The following is a 13,274-nucleotide window of genomic DNA, read 5'->3' as shown; positions in this document are numbered from 1 at the left end:
CGAGAATTAGAAGTAGAAGAGTACTATTCCGACTCGCCGAGGCAGTCCCGGAGCGGCTGGACCACCTCGTCGGCGACGGTGTAGGGGTCCGTCTCGCGGGCCATCACGTCCTCGACGAACGTGTCGATGCCGCCCTGTGCCTCGAGTTCGCGCTCCAGCAGCGCGCGCGTGTCCTCGCGGAGGAGCCGGCGGATCTCCTCGGCGTAGCGCTTGTGGGTCTTCGCTTCCAGCTGTCCGGTCCGTTCGAGGAAGTCGCGGTGGTCGTCCAGCGTCTCGAGGAAGCCCTCGACGCCCTCGGCGGTGTTCGCGACGGTCTGGACGACCGGCGGCACCCACGCCTCGCCCTCGTCGGTCTCGACGGGGCCGCCCTGGTCGGTGGTGGAGCCGGGCGTCCCGGCCGAGCCGGGGCCGGTGATCTCGGCACTCGGGTCGGGGTCGGCACTGTCGCTGCCCGCGGTGCCTCCCTCGTCGGGCCCGTGGTGGCCCGTCGCGTCCGTGCCCGCGCCGTGGTAGCCGCCCGTGCCGGCCGCGGGCGAGGCATCGCGCATCATTATCATCTCCTTCAGCTCGGAGACGGTCCGGTCGGCCCCATCGAGGTCGGCCTTGTTGACGACGAACACGTCGCCGATCTCGAGAATGCCGGCCTTCAGCATCTGTACGTCGTCGCCCGAGGAGGGCGGGACCAGAACCGCCACCGTATCGGCCGTGCGGACGATGTCGATCTCGTTCTGCCCGGCGCCGACGGTCTCGACGATGATCTTGTCCTTGCCGAAGGCGTCCAGTGCCTTCACCGCGTCCGTCGTCGCCGTGGAGACGCCACCCAGTTGCCCGCGGGCGGACATCGAGCGGAAGAACACGTCCATGTCGCCGACGTTGGACGCCATCCGGATGCGGTCGCCCAGGACGGCCCCACCGGTGAACGGGGAGGACGGGTCGATGGCGATGACGCCGACCGTGAGCCCGCGCTCGCGGTAGGTCGCGGCCATCTTGTCCACGAGCGTCGACTTCCCGGCGCCAGGGGAGCCGGTGATGCCGACCACGTCGGCGTGACCGGTGTGCTGGTGGAGCTCCCGGACGAGGTCACGGTAGCCGGGCGAGCGGTTCTCGATCTTCGTGATGACCCGCGCGAGGGCACGGTGCTGCCCGTCGAGCAGGTCGTCTATCAGTTCGCCCATCCTCTGGCTACCGGTCGTGAGCGTTCTCGCGAACGAAGTCGATGGTCTCCTGCATCGACGCGCCCGGCCCGAAGATCTCGGCGACGCCGGCCTCCCGCAGCGCCGGCCGGTCGTCCTCGGGGATGATGCCGCCGACGATGATGAGGGTGTCCTCGAAGGCGCCGTACTCCTTCAGCCCCTCGACGATCTTCGGGACGAGCGTGTTGTGCGCGCCCGAGAGGATGGAGATGCCCAGCACGTCGACGTCCTCCTGAACGGCTGCCTGCACGATCTCGTCGGGTGCCTTGTGGAGTCCGGAGTAGATGACCTCGAAGCCGGCGTCCCGGAACGCCCGCGCGATGACGTGTGCGCCGCGGTCGTGGCCGTCCAGCCCGACCTTCGCGACCAGGCACCGGATGTTCCGCTGCTCGGGTTCCTGTTCCGTGCTCATATGCCCCACTGCGGGCGGGTGGCGTTTGACTCTAACGGAGGTTTCGGCCTCCTCGTGGCTGTTTGTCCTGATGCAACCGTGGTTGTGGTCGAGGGGCGCCGTCGCGACGTCCGGGAGATGGTCTGTCCGTCTCTGGTCCGTTACCGCCCCTGTGCCAGCCGTTCACCGGTTCGACTCGGCAGGCCCGCCTCCCGGCAGGCCGCCTGCACCGCGGCGATGTCGTACTCCACGCGGTGCAGGTGGGCGGTCATCGGGTCCGGGGCCGTGTCGACGACGGCGTACGCGGCCCGCGGGTCCCCGTCCCGGGGCTGGCCGACGCTCCCCGGGTTGAGGATGAGGCGGCCGTCGATGGTCGCCTCGTGCTGTTCGTGCGTGTGGCCGAGGATGCAGGCGTCGTGGTCGTCGAGGTAGGGGCGCATCTTCGGGAACGAGTGGGGGCGGACGTACTGGTCGACGTGTTCGGGGTGGTCGTGGACCATGAGGACGCGGTCGTCGGCGAGGTCGACCGACCGCGGGAGGCTCCGGAGCCACTCCAGCTGGCCCTCGTTCAGCTCCTCGGAGGCGAGTTTGAGCCCCTCGTGGGCCATCTCGTTCATCGAGTACCGGTTCGGCGTGTCGGCGTTCCGGTCGTGGTTCCCCTCGACCGTCGCCGAACACCGCTCGCGAACGAGGTCGACACACTCGGCGGGCCAGGGGTTGTAGCCGATCACGTCGCCCGCACAGACCAGCCGGTCCACGGGCGGCATGTCCTCGAGCACGGCCTCCAGCGCGACGAGATTGGCGTGGATGTCGGAGATGACCCCGAGTCGCATACGGCGGGCTACTGCGGGCGGTGATAACGGTCTTGGGGTGGCGTGTGACTCACCGTATCACGTCCAGTCCGGGACTCGTGTCGAACTCGTCGGTCACCGGGTCCTCGCCGCGCGTGAACAGGTCGTCATCGTCGTCGAGGTCGTCGTCGTCGAACTCGACGTGCGGGAGCCGTTCGGGCTCCGGTTCGTCGGGTCGTTCGACGCGGAACAGGAACAGTTCGTGCGTCCGCGTCGCCGTGAGCCGGTAGCTGGACAACGTCGCCCGGGTATCGCCCGTCTCGCCGTCTTCCGTCCCATCTCGGTCCACCTTGCCGTCCTCCGCCCCGTCCCCCTCCCCTTCAGCCTCGTCGAGGGCGTCCCGGGCCGTGTCGATGGCTGCGTCGATGGCCGCGTCGTTCGGCGAGTGGGACCGGAGGTGCGCGAGGACCGGCCCGCCCGCGCGCCAGTCCGACGGTTCGCTCGACACCGGCGTCGCGAGGGTGTCTCCGGCGAGGGCCTCGGCATCGATGGCGCGGTGCTCCTCGTCGCGACCGACGTGAGCCACGACACGGCCCCGAAAGCGGTGGAGGTCGTCGGCGAGACTCCCGAACTGGGTCCGTGTGCCCAGCGCCTCGGCCAGGGCCGCGGTCACGTCCTCGGCGACCCGTTCGACGGGGTCGTCGGTGGTGTCCGTGGCCCCGGCCAGCGGGCCACGCTCGTCGTGCCCGCCGGGCGCCAGCTCCGTCGCCCGGCCGTGTTCGACGGGGACGACGGCGTCGGGGCCGAACCGGTCGCGGGTGTCCGGGAGCCAGCCCGACTCCGCCTCGAGCAGCGGTGCCGGTGGGTTCGCGGCCTCGATGGTCGGAACACAGACCGCGGGACTGGCGATGCCGCCGCGGAACGTCGCGGCCAGGTTCGCCGCGACCGTGACGGCGGCCGGGTCCGTCCCGTCGACGGCCGCCACGAGCACGTCGTACCGGGCGAGTTCGTCGCCACAGAACCGCTGGAGCCGGCCCGCGCTCTCGAGCGTGAGGTGCGGGCGGCCGCCACGGCTAGGACGTTCCAGCGACTCCACGACGTGCCACGCCGTGGGCTCCCACTCCTCGACCTGTGTCTCCTCGCCCGGCAGGTCCACGCCCACCGCGTCCACGTCCGTCGGGACCTGCCCGGCGAACGCGTCGCCCCGGAGCCGTCGGCCGATACCCGTCAGCCGCCCGACGCCCGCCGCGCCGACACCGACGACGGCGACCTGGACGTCCTGTACCTCGCCCGGTGGTGTTGCCTCCCCTTCCCCCTCGAGAACCTCCTCGACGATATCCCGCATAGGTGGGTCATGGGCCGCCACCGACAAGAATCTGCGTCAGACGATAGCACGGCCCTCCCACCGACCCGTTCGGTAAATTCTTGCCCCGGACTCTCGCAACGTGGGATGTATGATCGACATCGACGACTCGCCGCTCTGCCGGGACGGCAAGGTGCTCATCCTCGCGTACGACCACGGCCTCGAGCACGGGCCGGTCGACTTCGAGGAGGTTCCGGAGAGCGCGGACCCCGAGCGGACCTTCGAGGCCGCGACCCACCCGGCCGTCACGTCCATCGCGGTCCAGAAGGGCATCGCCGAGGCCTACTACGAGTCCTACGAGGACGACGTGGACCTGCTGATGAAGCTCAACGGGACGTCGAACCTCTGGATGGGCGAGCCGGACTCGGCCGTGAACTGCTCGGTCGACTACGCCTACGACGTCGGCGCCTCCTCGGTCGGCTTCACGCTGTACGGCGGCTCCAACAACGAGATCGAGATGGCCGAGGAGTTCGCCCGCGCCCAGGAGCGCGCCCGCGAGTTCGAACTCCCGACGGTCATGTGGTCGTACCCCCGTGGCCAGGGGCTGAAGAACGACACGAAGCCCGGCACCATCGCGTACGCGGCGCGCCTGGCGCTCGAACTCGGCGCGGACGTGGCGAAGGTGAAGTTCCCCGGCTCGCAGGACGCCATGGAGCAGGCCGTCCGGATGGCCGGCCCGACGAAGGTCGTCATGTCCGGCGGCTCGAAGACCTCCGACCGCGCCTTCCTCGAGGACGTGAAGGCGACCATCGACGCCGGCGGGAAGGGCCTGGCCGTGGGCCGCAACGTCTGGCAGCGCGAGAACCCCCACCGCATCCTCGATGCCCTCGAGCAGGTCATCTTCGAGGAGGCGACGGTGGACGAGGCGCTGGCGGCCGCGGAGTAACCCCGGATGGCCGACCAGAACACGGACCACGCGCTCGCGCGGGCCGGCCCGACCGTCACGCGGGTCGTCGAGACGGTCGCCGAGACCGCGCCCGACGTGCGCGGTGGCCTCGCCGGGCGCCGGATGTACGACCCGGACGCCGACGAGAACCCCAGCGGCGAGCAGCAGCTCGCGGCCGACCTCTACGCGGACGACCTGCTGGAGGACCGCCTGCTCGCCATCGACGGCGTCGGCGGCTACGCCAGCGAGGAGCGCGAGGAGATGAGCCTCGCCGACGACGAGGGGTACCACGTCGCCTGCGACCCGCTCGACGGCTCCTCGAACCTCAAGTCCAACAACGCGATGGGGACCATCTTCGGCGTCTACGACGCCGCACTCCCGGCCGCGGGTGACCACCTCGTCGCGGCCGGCTACGTGCTGTACGGTCCCATCACGACGATGGCGCTCGCCGTCGAGGGCCACGCCAGCGAGTACGTCGTCGCGGACGGCGACCTCGAACTCGACACCGCCGACCTCTCGCTCCCGGACGACGCCGTGGTCTACGGGTTCGGCGGTCGGGTCCCGGACTGGCCCGACGACTTCGCGGCCTACGTCGACGGGGTGGAGGACGAACTCAAGCTCCGGTACGGCGGGGCGATGATAGCCGACGTGAACCAGGTCGTCACCTACGGCGGGGTCTTCGCCTACCCGGCGCTTTCGTCCGCGCCGAACGGGAAGCTCCGGCTCGTCTTCGAGGGGGCGCCCATCGCGTACGTCATCGAGGCGGCCGGTGGGGCCTCCTCGGACGGTGGCCGATCCCTGCTCGCCGTCGAGGCCGAGGAACTCCACCAGCGGGTACCGGTCCACGTCGGGTCCACGGGGTACATCGAGCGGCTCGAGGCCGCGCTGGACTGACCGGCGACCGATTCGGGCCGGTCGGAGGGTCCCGGAAACACTCAATTCCGGGAGAGTTCCCGACGATGGAAAACCCTTTCTCCGGCCCCCATGAGGGGCGGCACATGAAGGTACGCATCTCCGGGGATGCCAGCGCGGACGAGGCGGCGGCCATCGCGGACGCCTTCTCGCGCCACTCCGGGAGCGACACGGTCGAGGTGTACGTCGGGGACGCCGAGGAGCCGGCCGCCACGCACGAGGTCACCGAACCCATCGACGACGGGAAGGAGCCGACCGAGCGCGAACGGGAGCTCCTGGAGCAGATTGAGGAGATCGAGTCCGGCGGGAAGGAGAAGTACAAGGAACGCCTCTCCGAGCAGGGCAAGCTGTTCGTCCGCGACCGCATGGACCTCTGGTTCGGCGAGGAGGCCGGCGACGACAGCGAACTCAAGTTCGAGGACGGCAAGTTCGCCGAGTTCGACGCCGACGACGTGCTCCCGGCCGACGGCCTCCTGACGGGGGCGGCCACGTTCGAGGGGCGGGACCTCCACTTCATGGCCAACGACTTCACCGTCAAGGCGGGGTCGATGGCCGAGAAGGGCGTCGAGAAGTTCCTCCGGATGCAACAGCGCGCGCTGAAGACCGGGCGGCCCGTCCTCTACCTGATGGACTCGTCGGGGGGGCGCATCGACCAGCAGTCGGGCTTCTTCGCCAACCGCGAGGGCATCGGGAAGTACTACTACAACCACTCGATGCTCTCCGGGAGGGTGCCCCAGATATGTGTGCTGTACGGCCCCTGCATCGCGGGCGCGGCCTACACGCCGGTGTTCGCGGATTTCACCATCATGGTCCGCGGGATGAGCGCCATGGCCATCGCCTCCCCGCGGATGGTGCAGATGGTCACCGGCGAGGACATCGACCTGCAGGAGCTGGGCGGCGCCGAGATGCACGCGAAGTACTCCTCCTCGGCCGACCTCATCGCGGAGAACGAGGAGCACGCCCGCGAACTCGTCGCGCAGCTGGTCACCTATCTGCCCGACAACAGCGACGAGCAGCCGCCTCGCGCCGACGCGAAGCCGCCGAAGTACGCCCCGAAGGGCATCGACGAGGTCATCCCCGAGGACCCGAACCGGGCGTACGACATCCGCGAGGTGACCGACCGCGTGGTCGACCGGAACTCGCTGTTCGAACTCCAGCCCGACTACGGCGCCGAGATCCTCACCGCGTTCGCCCGCATCGACGGCCGCCCGGTCGGCATCGTCGCCAACCAGCCCGACGAACGCGCCGGCGCCATCTTCCCGGACGCCGCCGAGAAGGCCGCACAGTTCATCTGGAAGTGCGACGCCTACAACATCCCGCTGCTGTACCTCACGGACACGCCGGGGTTCATGGCCGGCTCGCAGGTCGAGAAGGAGGGCATCCTCGAGAAGGGCAAGAAGATGATCTACGCCACCTCCAGCGCGACCGTCCCGAAGCAGTGCGTGGTCCTGCGGAAGGCGTACGGGGCGGGCATCTACGCGATGTCCGGCCCGGCGTACGACCCCGAGTCGACCATCGCGCTCCCCTCCGGCGAGATCGCCATCATGGGTCCCGAGGCGGCCATCAACGCCGTCTACGCCAACAAGCTCGACGCGATCGACGACCCCGAGGAGCGTGCCCAGCGCGAGGCCGAACTCCGCGAGGAGTTCCGCGAGGAGATCGACGTCCGGAAGATGGCCAGCGACGTGGTCATCGACGAGGTGGTGCCGCCGAGCAGCCTCCGCGAGCAGCTGGAGCGGCGCTTCGAGTTCTACGAGGGTATCGAGAAGGACCTGCCCGACAAGAAGCACGGCACCGTCCTGTAGCGGGTCCTCGGCGGCCATCAGCGGCGTACTGCCGTGTTCGCTCGACGACCCGGATCAGCCGCTGGTGACGCCGCTCAGCCACCGATGACGATGACCCCGTCGTCGGTCTCCGTGGCTTCGGGTGTCGGTGTCGCGGTTCCAGTCGGCGTTGGCGTGGATGTCGCGGTTCCAGTCGGTGTCGGCGTGGGCGACGCCGTCTCGACCGACCCGCCGTCATCGGGCGTCGCAGTCGGGGTGGCCGTCGAGTCGTCCGGTGCCGTGGGCGTCGGCCCGGCCGGCGTCTCGGGGCTCCCGGCGGCCGAGAGGTCCCCCACGCTCCCCACGCCGGCGACGGCCGCCATCCCGCCCACGAACAGCACGGTGCCGACCAGGAACAGCAGGCGCTGGTCGAGGTCGCTACCCGTCTGCGACGCGTCCGCCGCGGACGAGTCCTCCGACTCCGTGGACGAGGGCATCATCCCCCCGTTGCGCACCTGTCCGGTTTACAATACTGTGCCTAATCGTGGATTAGGAACCGGATAGCACGGACGCCGCTCTATGGACCGCAGATTCAATTACAATACCTGACCTATTGATACATTATATCCAGAATAAATATCCTACAGTGGCTATAAAAGTGCTTATTCCTCCGTTTCCGTTCGGTCGCTCGGCCACTCCTCGGCGTCCAGTGGTTCCCCGTCGAGGAACGCCGCGATACCCTCGCGGGCGTCGTCGGTGGCACAGAGCCCGGCGAAGTGCTCGTTCGAGCGGTCCAGCGCCTCGCCGTACTCCAGCCCGGCGAGTTCGTTCACCGCGCGCTTGCCGCGTCGCAGGGCCTCGGGGCTCTTCGCAGCCATCGTCTCGGCGAGGTCCATCGCTGCCTCGACGTGCTCGCCCTGCGGCGCGACCCGATTCAGCAGCCCCCACTCGCGGGCCGTCTCGGCCTCGATGAGGTCACCCGTCAGCAGCAGTTCCGTTGCGCGCTTCTTCGGGAGGCAGTCCAGCAGCGGGACCGCCGGACCCATGCAGAACAGCCCGACCTTCGGTGCCGTCGCACCGAGCATCGTCCCTCTCGCGGCGACTGCGAGGTCGCACGCGGCGACCAGCCCGATGCCGTTGGCCGCGGCGTGGCCGTGGGCCGCCGCGACGACGGGTGTCCGCATCTCCTGGATGGTGTGGAACGGCTCCTCCATCCGGGTGACCCACTCCTCGTGGGCCGCTTCGCTCGCGTCCGGGTCGTACTCCGAGAGGTCGATACCCGCGGAGAAGGCGTCCCCGGCGCCGTCGACGACGATGGCCCGGATGTCGTCCTCGTCATCCAGTGCGTGGAGGGCCTCGTCCAGTTCGGTCGCCAGGTCGGTGCTGAACGTGTTCATCGCCTCGGGGCGGTCGAGAGTGATGCGCCCGACGGAGGCCTCGCGGCGGACGGTCACGGTGTCGTAGCTGCCGTGTGCGTCGGTGCTCATGCGAGCGTGTACCGGACGATGGCGTGTTAAAGTGGGGCGCTAGTCGGGCCGAGGGAGGTCAATCGCTCTCGGCTTCGCCGCGAGCCATCGCCTCCGCGACGGGGCCGGCCATCTCGATACCGCCCGAGAGGTCGACCTGCGGGTAGGGGATGTTGATGTCGTTCTCGTCGAACCGCTGTTTCACGTCGGTGACGTACTCGCCGCGGGTGCGGACGAAGTCGGCGCGCGAGGGGTTGGCGATCCAGAAGCGGCTCTGGAGGCCGACGTACGAGTCGGCCAGTTCGGTCAGCCGCACGGACGGCGCGGGGTCGTCGAGGATGTCGTCGTGCTTCTCGGCCTCCTCCAGGATGATGTCGGTGGCCTGCTCGATATCGTCCTCGTAGCCGATGCCGAAGACGAACTTCATCCGGAGCTTGTCCTTCGCGACGGGGTTCTTGATGACGCCGTCGGTCAGGGTGGAGTTGGGGACGGTGAGGAGTTCGTTGTCGAAGGTCCGGACGCGCGTGACGCGCAAGGAGATGTCCTCGACGATTCCGGACCGGTCGTCCCACTCGATCCAGTCGCCGATGCGGAACGGTTTGTCCGTGTAGATGAAGACGCCGGCGACGAAGTTCGCGATGACGTCCTGCATCGCGAAGCCGATGGCCAGCGTCGCGGCCGCGGCGACGGTGGCCAGCGACTGCAGGATGCTGCCGAAGCCGGCCAGCCCGAAGGCGATGCCGATGGCGATGAAGACGATGACGCCGCCGACCACCTTCTTCAGCGGCCGTTTGGCATGCTCGTCCAGGTCACGCCGGTCGAGGAACCGGCCGAACAGCGGCGTCACGAGGACGCGCCCGAGCAGGTAGATAGCGACGAAGACGACGATGAAGACGACGGCCGCTGCGATGGGGGCTGCCAGCGAGGCGCCCACGCCGAGGCTCTCGATGAAGCTCTGGACGAAGCCGGTGGGGTCGGTCGCACCTCCGGTCTGAGCGGGGACCAGCGGCAGCGTCATCGCCGGAACACCCCGGTGTGCCCGCGGGTGCGGAACAGCGTCGCCCCTGCGCGGTCGGCGAGTTCCTCGGCGAGTTCCTCGGTGGTGGTGCCGCCGCGGGCCGACCGCAGGAACTTCACCTTCACCAGCTCCTCCGCCTCGAGCTGGTCACGCAACTCATCGACCACCGGGTCCAGCCCGGCCTTGCCCACCCAGACCGTCACGTCCAGGTCGTGGGCCCGCTGGTTCAGGTCGTCCGTCATGTGTGCCGGCGTTCGTGTGCGTCCGGTTTAAAGGCTACACACCTGGCCGAGGCACGAACGGCGTTTCACGCCCCCGAACGGCGCTGCGTGGTCAGTCGTAGGGGTAGCGCGCGTGCTCGCCGCAGTCGCAGGTCACGACGACGTGGCCGTCCCGGGTCCGAACGCGGGCGTTCCGGCCAGGGATCAGGTACGCGTCGCAGCGGTCGCAGGTGAAGCGGCGGAACCGCCGGGGAAGGGTGAGGCGATGGCGCTCGGCGACCCGGCGGGCGAGGCGGACGTACCGCTTCGCACGGTCCTGTCGGTCCGCGCGGGCGGCCTCGCGAGCGAGGTCGTGTAGACGCTCGACCCGCTCGGTCGCGATGGTCCGGTCGCTCGTGTCCACGACCGCATTCCGACCGGCCCCGGGTTGTGCGTTGCGGGTCCGGCCGACCTCTCGCTCCAGGTCTCGGAGGGTATCACCGGACCCCGTACCGGGCCGGTGGAGGGTGCCCGGATGTGACGGGTCGGCTTCGAACGGGCATGCATCCGTAGCGAAGAGGTTTCCCCGGTAAGAACCTTGGAGACGTATGAACAAGCACCCACGGACTGTCGTCGGTCACATCGTCGAGTTCGTTTCGCTCACCGAGCGCCGTCGTCTGCTCGTGGTTGTTGGAATCCCGGTCCTGTTCGTGGCGCTGTTCGAACTCACCGCCAACTTCGGAGTCCTCGTTCTCCTCCTGGCCGCGGGGTTTGCCACGTTCCTCTACACCCGAACGACGGCCCGGAAGACGCTGGCGGCCAGCGTCTATGGAGCTGGAGTGCTGATGTGCGGGCTCTTCGTACTCGAGCTGTACCTGAACGGGGCGCAAGGCAGCACGGAGCCGTTGATCGGCACTGCGACACGAGTTATCTGGTGGGCGGTTGCGGGTACCTTGCTGATCGGGCTCGGGCTCTGGGTACGGCAGGTCGAGCTCTGAGACAGCCTCACGGGGAGTACCTGCCCCGACCACGCACTCCGCTCTCTGGACCGGACTGCAGGCGCCGATTCCTGCGCCCCCGCACCCGTCCGTTTCAAGCCCCCGCCCCACGACGCGACCCGCATGACGGGTCTGTACTACGAGGAGTTCGAGGTCGGCGAAACCATCGAGCACGGGAAGCGCCGCACCATCAGCGAATCCGACAACCAGCAGTTCTGCGATATGACGATGAACCAGCAGCCGCTGCACCTCGACGCCGAGTTCGCCGCGGACACGGCGTTCGGCGAGCGGCTCGTCAACGGGCTCTACACGATGGCGCTCGGCGTCGGGCTCACCATCCCCGACACGACGGACGGCACCATCGTCGCGAACCTCTCGTACGACGAGGTCGAGCACCCGAACCCGACGTTCCACGGGGACACCATCCGGGCGCAGTCGACGGTGACGGACAAGCGCGAGACCAGCGACGGCGAGCGCGGTATCGTGACGATGCACGTCGAGATATTCGCGGTCAACCGCGAGGACGACGAGGGGGAGGACGTGCTCGTCTGCGAGTTCGACCGGACGGCGCTGTCGCTGAAGCGGGAGCACGCCGAGGACTGACGGGGAGTCCGACGACGGCACAACGGTTATTCGCCGCGCCGACGAGCCGCCGCCATGGAGCCCTCCACAGCGCCCGACGGGGGCGCGCCCGACAGCGAGGAGTTCGACTGGTTGGCCCTCGACGAGGACGAGACGGTCGTCTGGGCCGACACACCGCACGAGATGTCGCTGGTGCCGGCGTTCATCGTCGGCGTTCCACTCTCGCTGCTGCTGGTCGGCATCCCCATCCTCGTCGGTGCGTACCTCTCACACCGGAACACCAACTACGTGGTCACGACGACGGCACTCTACCGGAAGACCGGTATCCTCTCGCGGAACGTCCAGCGCATCGAGTTCGACAAGGTGCAGGACACCTCCTACCGGCAGTCGTTCTTCGGGTCGCAGTTCGGCTACGGGACCGTCGACGTGAGCACCGCCGGCGGGACCGGGGTCGAGCTCTCCTTCACGAACGTCGCGGACCCGCAGGCGCTCCAGCGCCGCATCAACGAGCGCATCCGCACGGACCGGGACACCGGCGAGGACCGCGACAAGGCGGCCGTTCTCGACGACATCCTCGCCGAGCTACGGGCCATCCGGACCGCCGTCGAGGATGACAGTGGCGCCGGCACCCCGGCGGTCGACCCCGCCGAGGACCGCGAGACATGACCGACGACCTGCTGTTGCACGCCGACGAGGAGGTCCTCTGGGCGGGGTCGCCCAGGCTGTCGGCTGCCATCGGTGCGGTCGTCGGTGGACTGGTGCTCGTCTCGGGGGGTGTCGCGGGCGCCGTCTTCCTCCCGCCGGAGGCATCGCTCTTCGCACGGGGACTCGTGGCGCTCCTGATTCCGGTCGGGCTCGCGGTGCCCGTCTACCGCGTCGTCGAACTCCGGCGGACCCGGTTCGCGGTCTCGGATGCGGCCGTGTACGCCCGCTCCGGTGTGCTCTCGCGCGAGGTCCGGCGGGTCGGCCTGGAACGGGTGCAGAACTCCGCGTACACTCAGAGCATCACCGGGTCGCTGTTCGGCTACGGGACGGTCACGTTCGAGTCGGCCGGCGGGCCGTCGGCGACGTTCTTCCGCATCGAGACGCCCCGCGAGGTCCGTGCGCTGGTCGACCGACGTGCCGAGCGCGCACGCGACCCGGTTCCCGGAACCATAGAGCAGTGGACCGAGGTGCTGGCCGAGGTCAGGGAACTGCGTGCGGCCATCGAGCGGCGCGGCGGGGTACGGGAGTGACCTCGGTCAGACGAACAGCGTGGCGTTGACCAGCACCGCCAGGACCGTCGGGAGCGAGAGCCCGGCCGGGACCGCGAGCTGCTGGTGGCGCGGCAGGACCCGCCAGAGGGTGACGCCGATACCCAGGACGGCCAGTTTCGCGGCGACGAACCCGGGGTAACCGGCGTGACCGAGCAGCATGCGGACGAGCGGGTTCCCCTCCACGGCGGCGAGATACTCCAGCGCGTAGATGGTGGTCGCGAGGTCGAGCACCGTGGCCACCACCAGCGTCCCCCACAGCGCGGCCGCCAGGTCGTCTCGCTCCACCGGCAGTACGTTCGACAGCCCCCGTTCTTCGAGCGTCAACACCCCCGGCCGGCGTCGAACCGGCCCCCGGGCCAACCCGTAGGGGTCCACCACCGAATGCCGCTGCCGCGACCACCACCGGACCCGCACCACGCACACCGCGACCACCACCGGACCCGCACCACGCACAC

Annotated in this window: 17 protein-coding genes; 7 read left to right on the top strand and 10 right to left on the bottom strand. The window is 69.3% G+C overall.

Translation table 11 applies throughout. From position 1 onward, the window contains the following. Positions 1-23: 23 nt before the first annotated feature. The 4 genes from meaB to NL114_RS14215 all read right to left on the bottom strand — a co-directional run bounded on the left by meaB (position 24) and on the right by NL114_RS14215 (position 3,720). Positions 24-1,175, bottom strand: a complete 1,152-nt coding sequence (gene meaB, locus NL114_RS14230; protein WP_254821579.1) for a methylmalonyl Co-A mutase-associated GTPase MeaB — start codon at positions 1,173-1,175, stop codon at positions 24-26. Between the two features lie 7 nt (positions 1,176-1,182). Beyond that, on the bottom strand, positions 1,183-1,605 hold the full coding sequence (locus tag NL114_RS14225) for a cobalamin B12-binding domain-containing protein (RefSeq protein ID WP_254821578.1): 423 nt from the start codon (positions 1,603-1,605) through the stop codon (positions 1,183-1,185). Between the two features lie 140 nt (positions 1,606-1,745). Beyond that, positions 1,746-2,417, bottom strand: a complete 672-nt coding sequence (locus NL114_RS14220) for a metallophosphoesterase family protein (RefSeq protein ID WP_254821577.1) — start codon at positions 2,415-2,417, stop codon at positions 1,746-1,748. A gap of 49 nt (positions 2,418-2,466) precedes the next feature. Further along, complete coding sequence (locus NL114_RS14215) at positions 2,467-3,720, bottom strand: hypothetical protein (RefSeq protein ID WP_254821576.1); 1,254 nt, start codon at positions 3,718-3,720, stop codon at positions 2,467-2,469. 109 nt (positions 3,721-3,829) lie between these two features. Between NL114_RS14215 and NL114_RS14210 the strand changes: the two genes are divergently transcribed. From NL114_RS14210 to NL114_RS14200, 3 genes are all read left to right on the top strand, one after another. Next, positions 3,830-4,624, top strand: a complete 795-nt coding sequence (locus NL114_RS14210) for a class I fructose-bisphosphate aldolase (protein ID WP_254821575.1) — start codon at positions 3,830-3,832, stop codon at positions 4,622-4,624. A 6-nt stretch (positions 4,625-4,630) separates the two neighbouring features. Then, complete coding sequence (locus tag NL114_RS14205; protein ID WP_254821574.1) at positions 4,631-5,518, top strand: class 1 fructose-bisphosphatase; 888 nt, start codon at positions 4,631-4,633, stop codon at positions 5,516-5,518. A 104-nt stretch (positions 5,519-5,622) separates the two neighbouring features. Next, positions 5,623-7,341 carry an acyl-CoA carboxylase subunit beta gene (locus NL114_RS14200; protein WP_254821573.1) on the top strand — a complete coding sequence of 573 codons (1,719 nt, stop codon included), beginning with the start codon at positions 5,623-5,625 and terminating at the stop codon, positions 7,339-7,341. Positions 7,342-7,415: 74 nt separating this feature from the next. Here the strand turns inward: NL114_RS14200 and NL114_RS14195 are convergent, their stop codons facing one another. The 5 genes from NL114_RS14195 to NL114_RS14175 all read right to left on the bottom strand — a co-directional run bounded on the left by NL114_RS14195 (position 7,416) and on the right by NL114_RS14175 (position 10,407). Next, on the bottom strand, positions 7,416-7,799 hold the full coding sequence (locus NL114_RS14195) for a hypothetical protein (protein WP_254821572.1): 384 nt from the start codon (positions 7,797-7,799) through the stop codon (positions 7,416-7,418). A 162-nt stretch (positions 7,800-7,961) separates the two neighbouring features. Continuing rightward, positions 7,962-8,786 carry an enoyl-CoA hydratase/isomerase family protein gene (locus tag NL114_RS14190; protein WP_254821571.1) on the bottom strand — a complete coding sequence of 275 codons (825 nt, stop codon included), beginning with the start codon at positions 8,784-8,786 and terminating at the stop codon, positions 7,962-7,964. 58 nt (positions 8,787-8,844) lie between these two features. Further along, the gene (locus NL114_RS14185; protein ID WP_254821570.1) at positions 8,845-9,783 is read right to left on the bottom strand and encodes a mechanosensitive ion channel family protein; all 939 of its coding nucleotides are present in this window, start codon (positions 9,781-9,783) and stop codon (positions 8,845-8,847) included. Beyond that, the gene (locus tag NL114_RS14180) at positions 9,780-10,025 is read right to left on the bottom strand and encodes a YhbY family RNA-binding protein (protein WP_254821569.1); all 246 of its coding nucleotides are present in this window, start codon (positions 10,023-10,025) and stop codon (positions 9,780-9,782) included. The genes NL114_RS14185 and NL114_RS14180 overlap by 4 nt, the downstream gene beginning before the upstream one ends. A 91-nt stretch (positions 10,026-10,116) precedes the next feature. After that, complete coding sequence (locus tag NL114_RS14175) at positions 10,117-10,407, bottom strand: ribonuclease P protein component 4 (protein ID WP_254821568.1); 291 nt, start codon at positions 10,405-10,407, stop codon at positions 10,117-10,119. 184 nt (positions 10,408-10,591) lie between these two features. On the opposite strand from NL114_RS14175, the gene NL114_RS14170 reads away from it, so the two are divergent. The 4 genes from NL114_RS14170 to NL114_RS14155 all read left to right on the top strand — a co-directional run bounded on the left by NL114_RS14170 (position 10,592) and on the right by NL114_RS14155 (position 12,798). Beyond that, entirely contained in the window at positions 10,592-10,981 is a 390-nt protein-coding gene (locus NL114_RS14170; protein ID WP_254821567.1) for a hypothetical protein, read from the top strand. Between the two features lie 123 nt (positions 10,982-11,104). Beyond that, on the top strand, positions 11,105-11,584 hold the full coding sequence (locus NL114_RS14165) for a MaoC family dehydratase (RefSeq protein ID WP_254821566.1): 480 nt from the start codon (positions 11,105-11,107) through the stop codon (positions 11,582-11,584). 54 nt (positions 11,585-11,638) lie between these two features. Next, positions 11,639-12,229 (top strand): PH domain-containing protein, encoded by a 591-nt coding sequence (locus tag NL114_RS14160; RefSeq protein ID WP_254821565.1) that lies wholly within the window; start codon positions 11,639-11,641, stop codon positions 12,227-12,229. Continuing rightward, a complete protein-coding gene (locus tag NL114_RS14155; RefSeq protein WP_254821564.1) occupies positions 12,226-12,798 on the top strand; it encodes a PH domain-containing protein in 573 nt (190 codons plus the stop codon). The genes NL114_RS14160 and NL114_RS14155 overlap by 4 nt, the downstream gene beginning before the upstream one ends. Before the next feature lie 6 nt (positions 12,799-12,804). Here the strand turns inward: NL114_RS14155 and NL114_RS14150 are convergent, their stop codons facing one another. Then, positions 12,805-13,104: a DUF5658 family protein gene (locus NL114_RS14150; protein ID WP_254821563.1), complete on the bottom strand. Its 300-nt coding sequence runs from the start codon at positions 13,102-13,104 to the stop codon at positions 12,805-12,807. Positions 13,105-13,274 lie beyond the last annotated feature (170 nt).

This window comes from Haloglomus halophilum, from assembly GCF_024298885.1.
In the GTDB taxonomy this organism is placed as follows: Archaea; Halobacteriota; Halobacteria; order Halobacteriales; family Haloarculaceae; genus Haloglomus; species Haloglomus halophilum.
The sequence above is the reverse complement of the archived record's forward strand: the minus strand, read 5'-3'. Positions and strand labels throughout refer to the sequence as shown.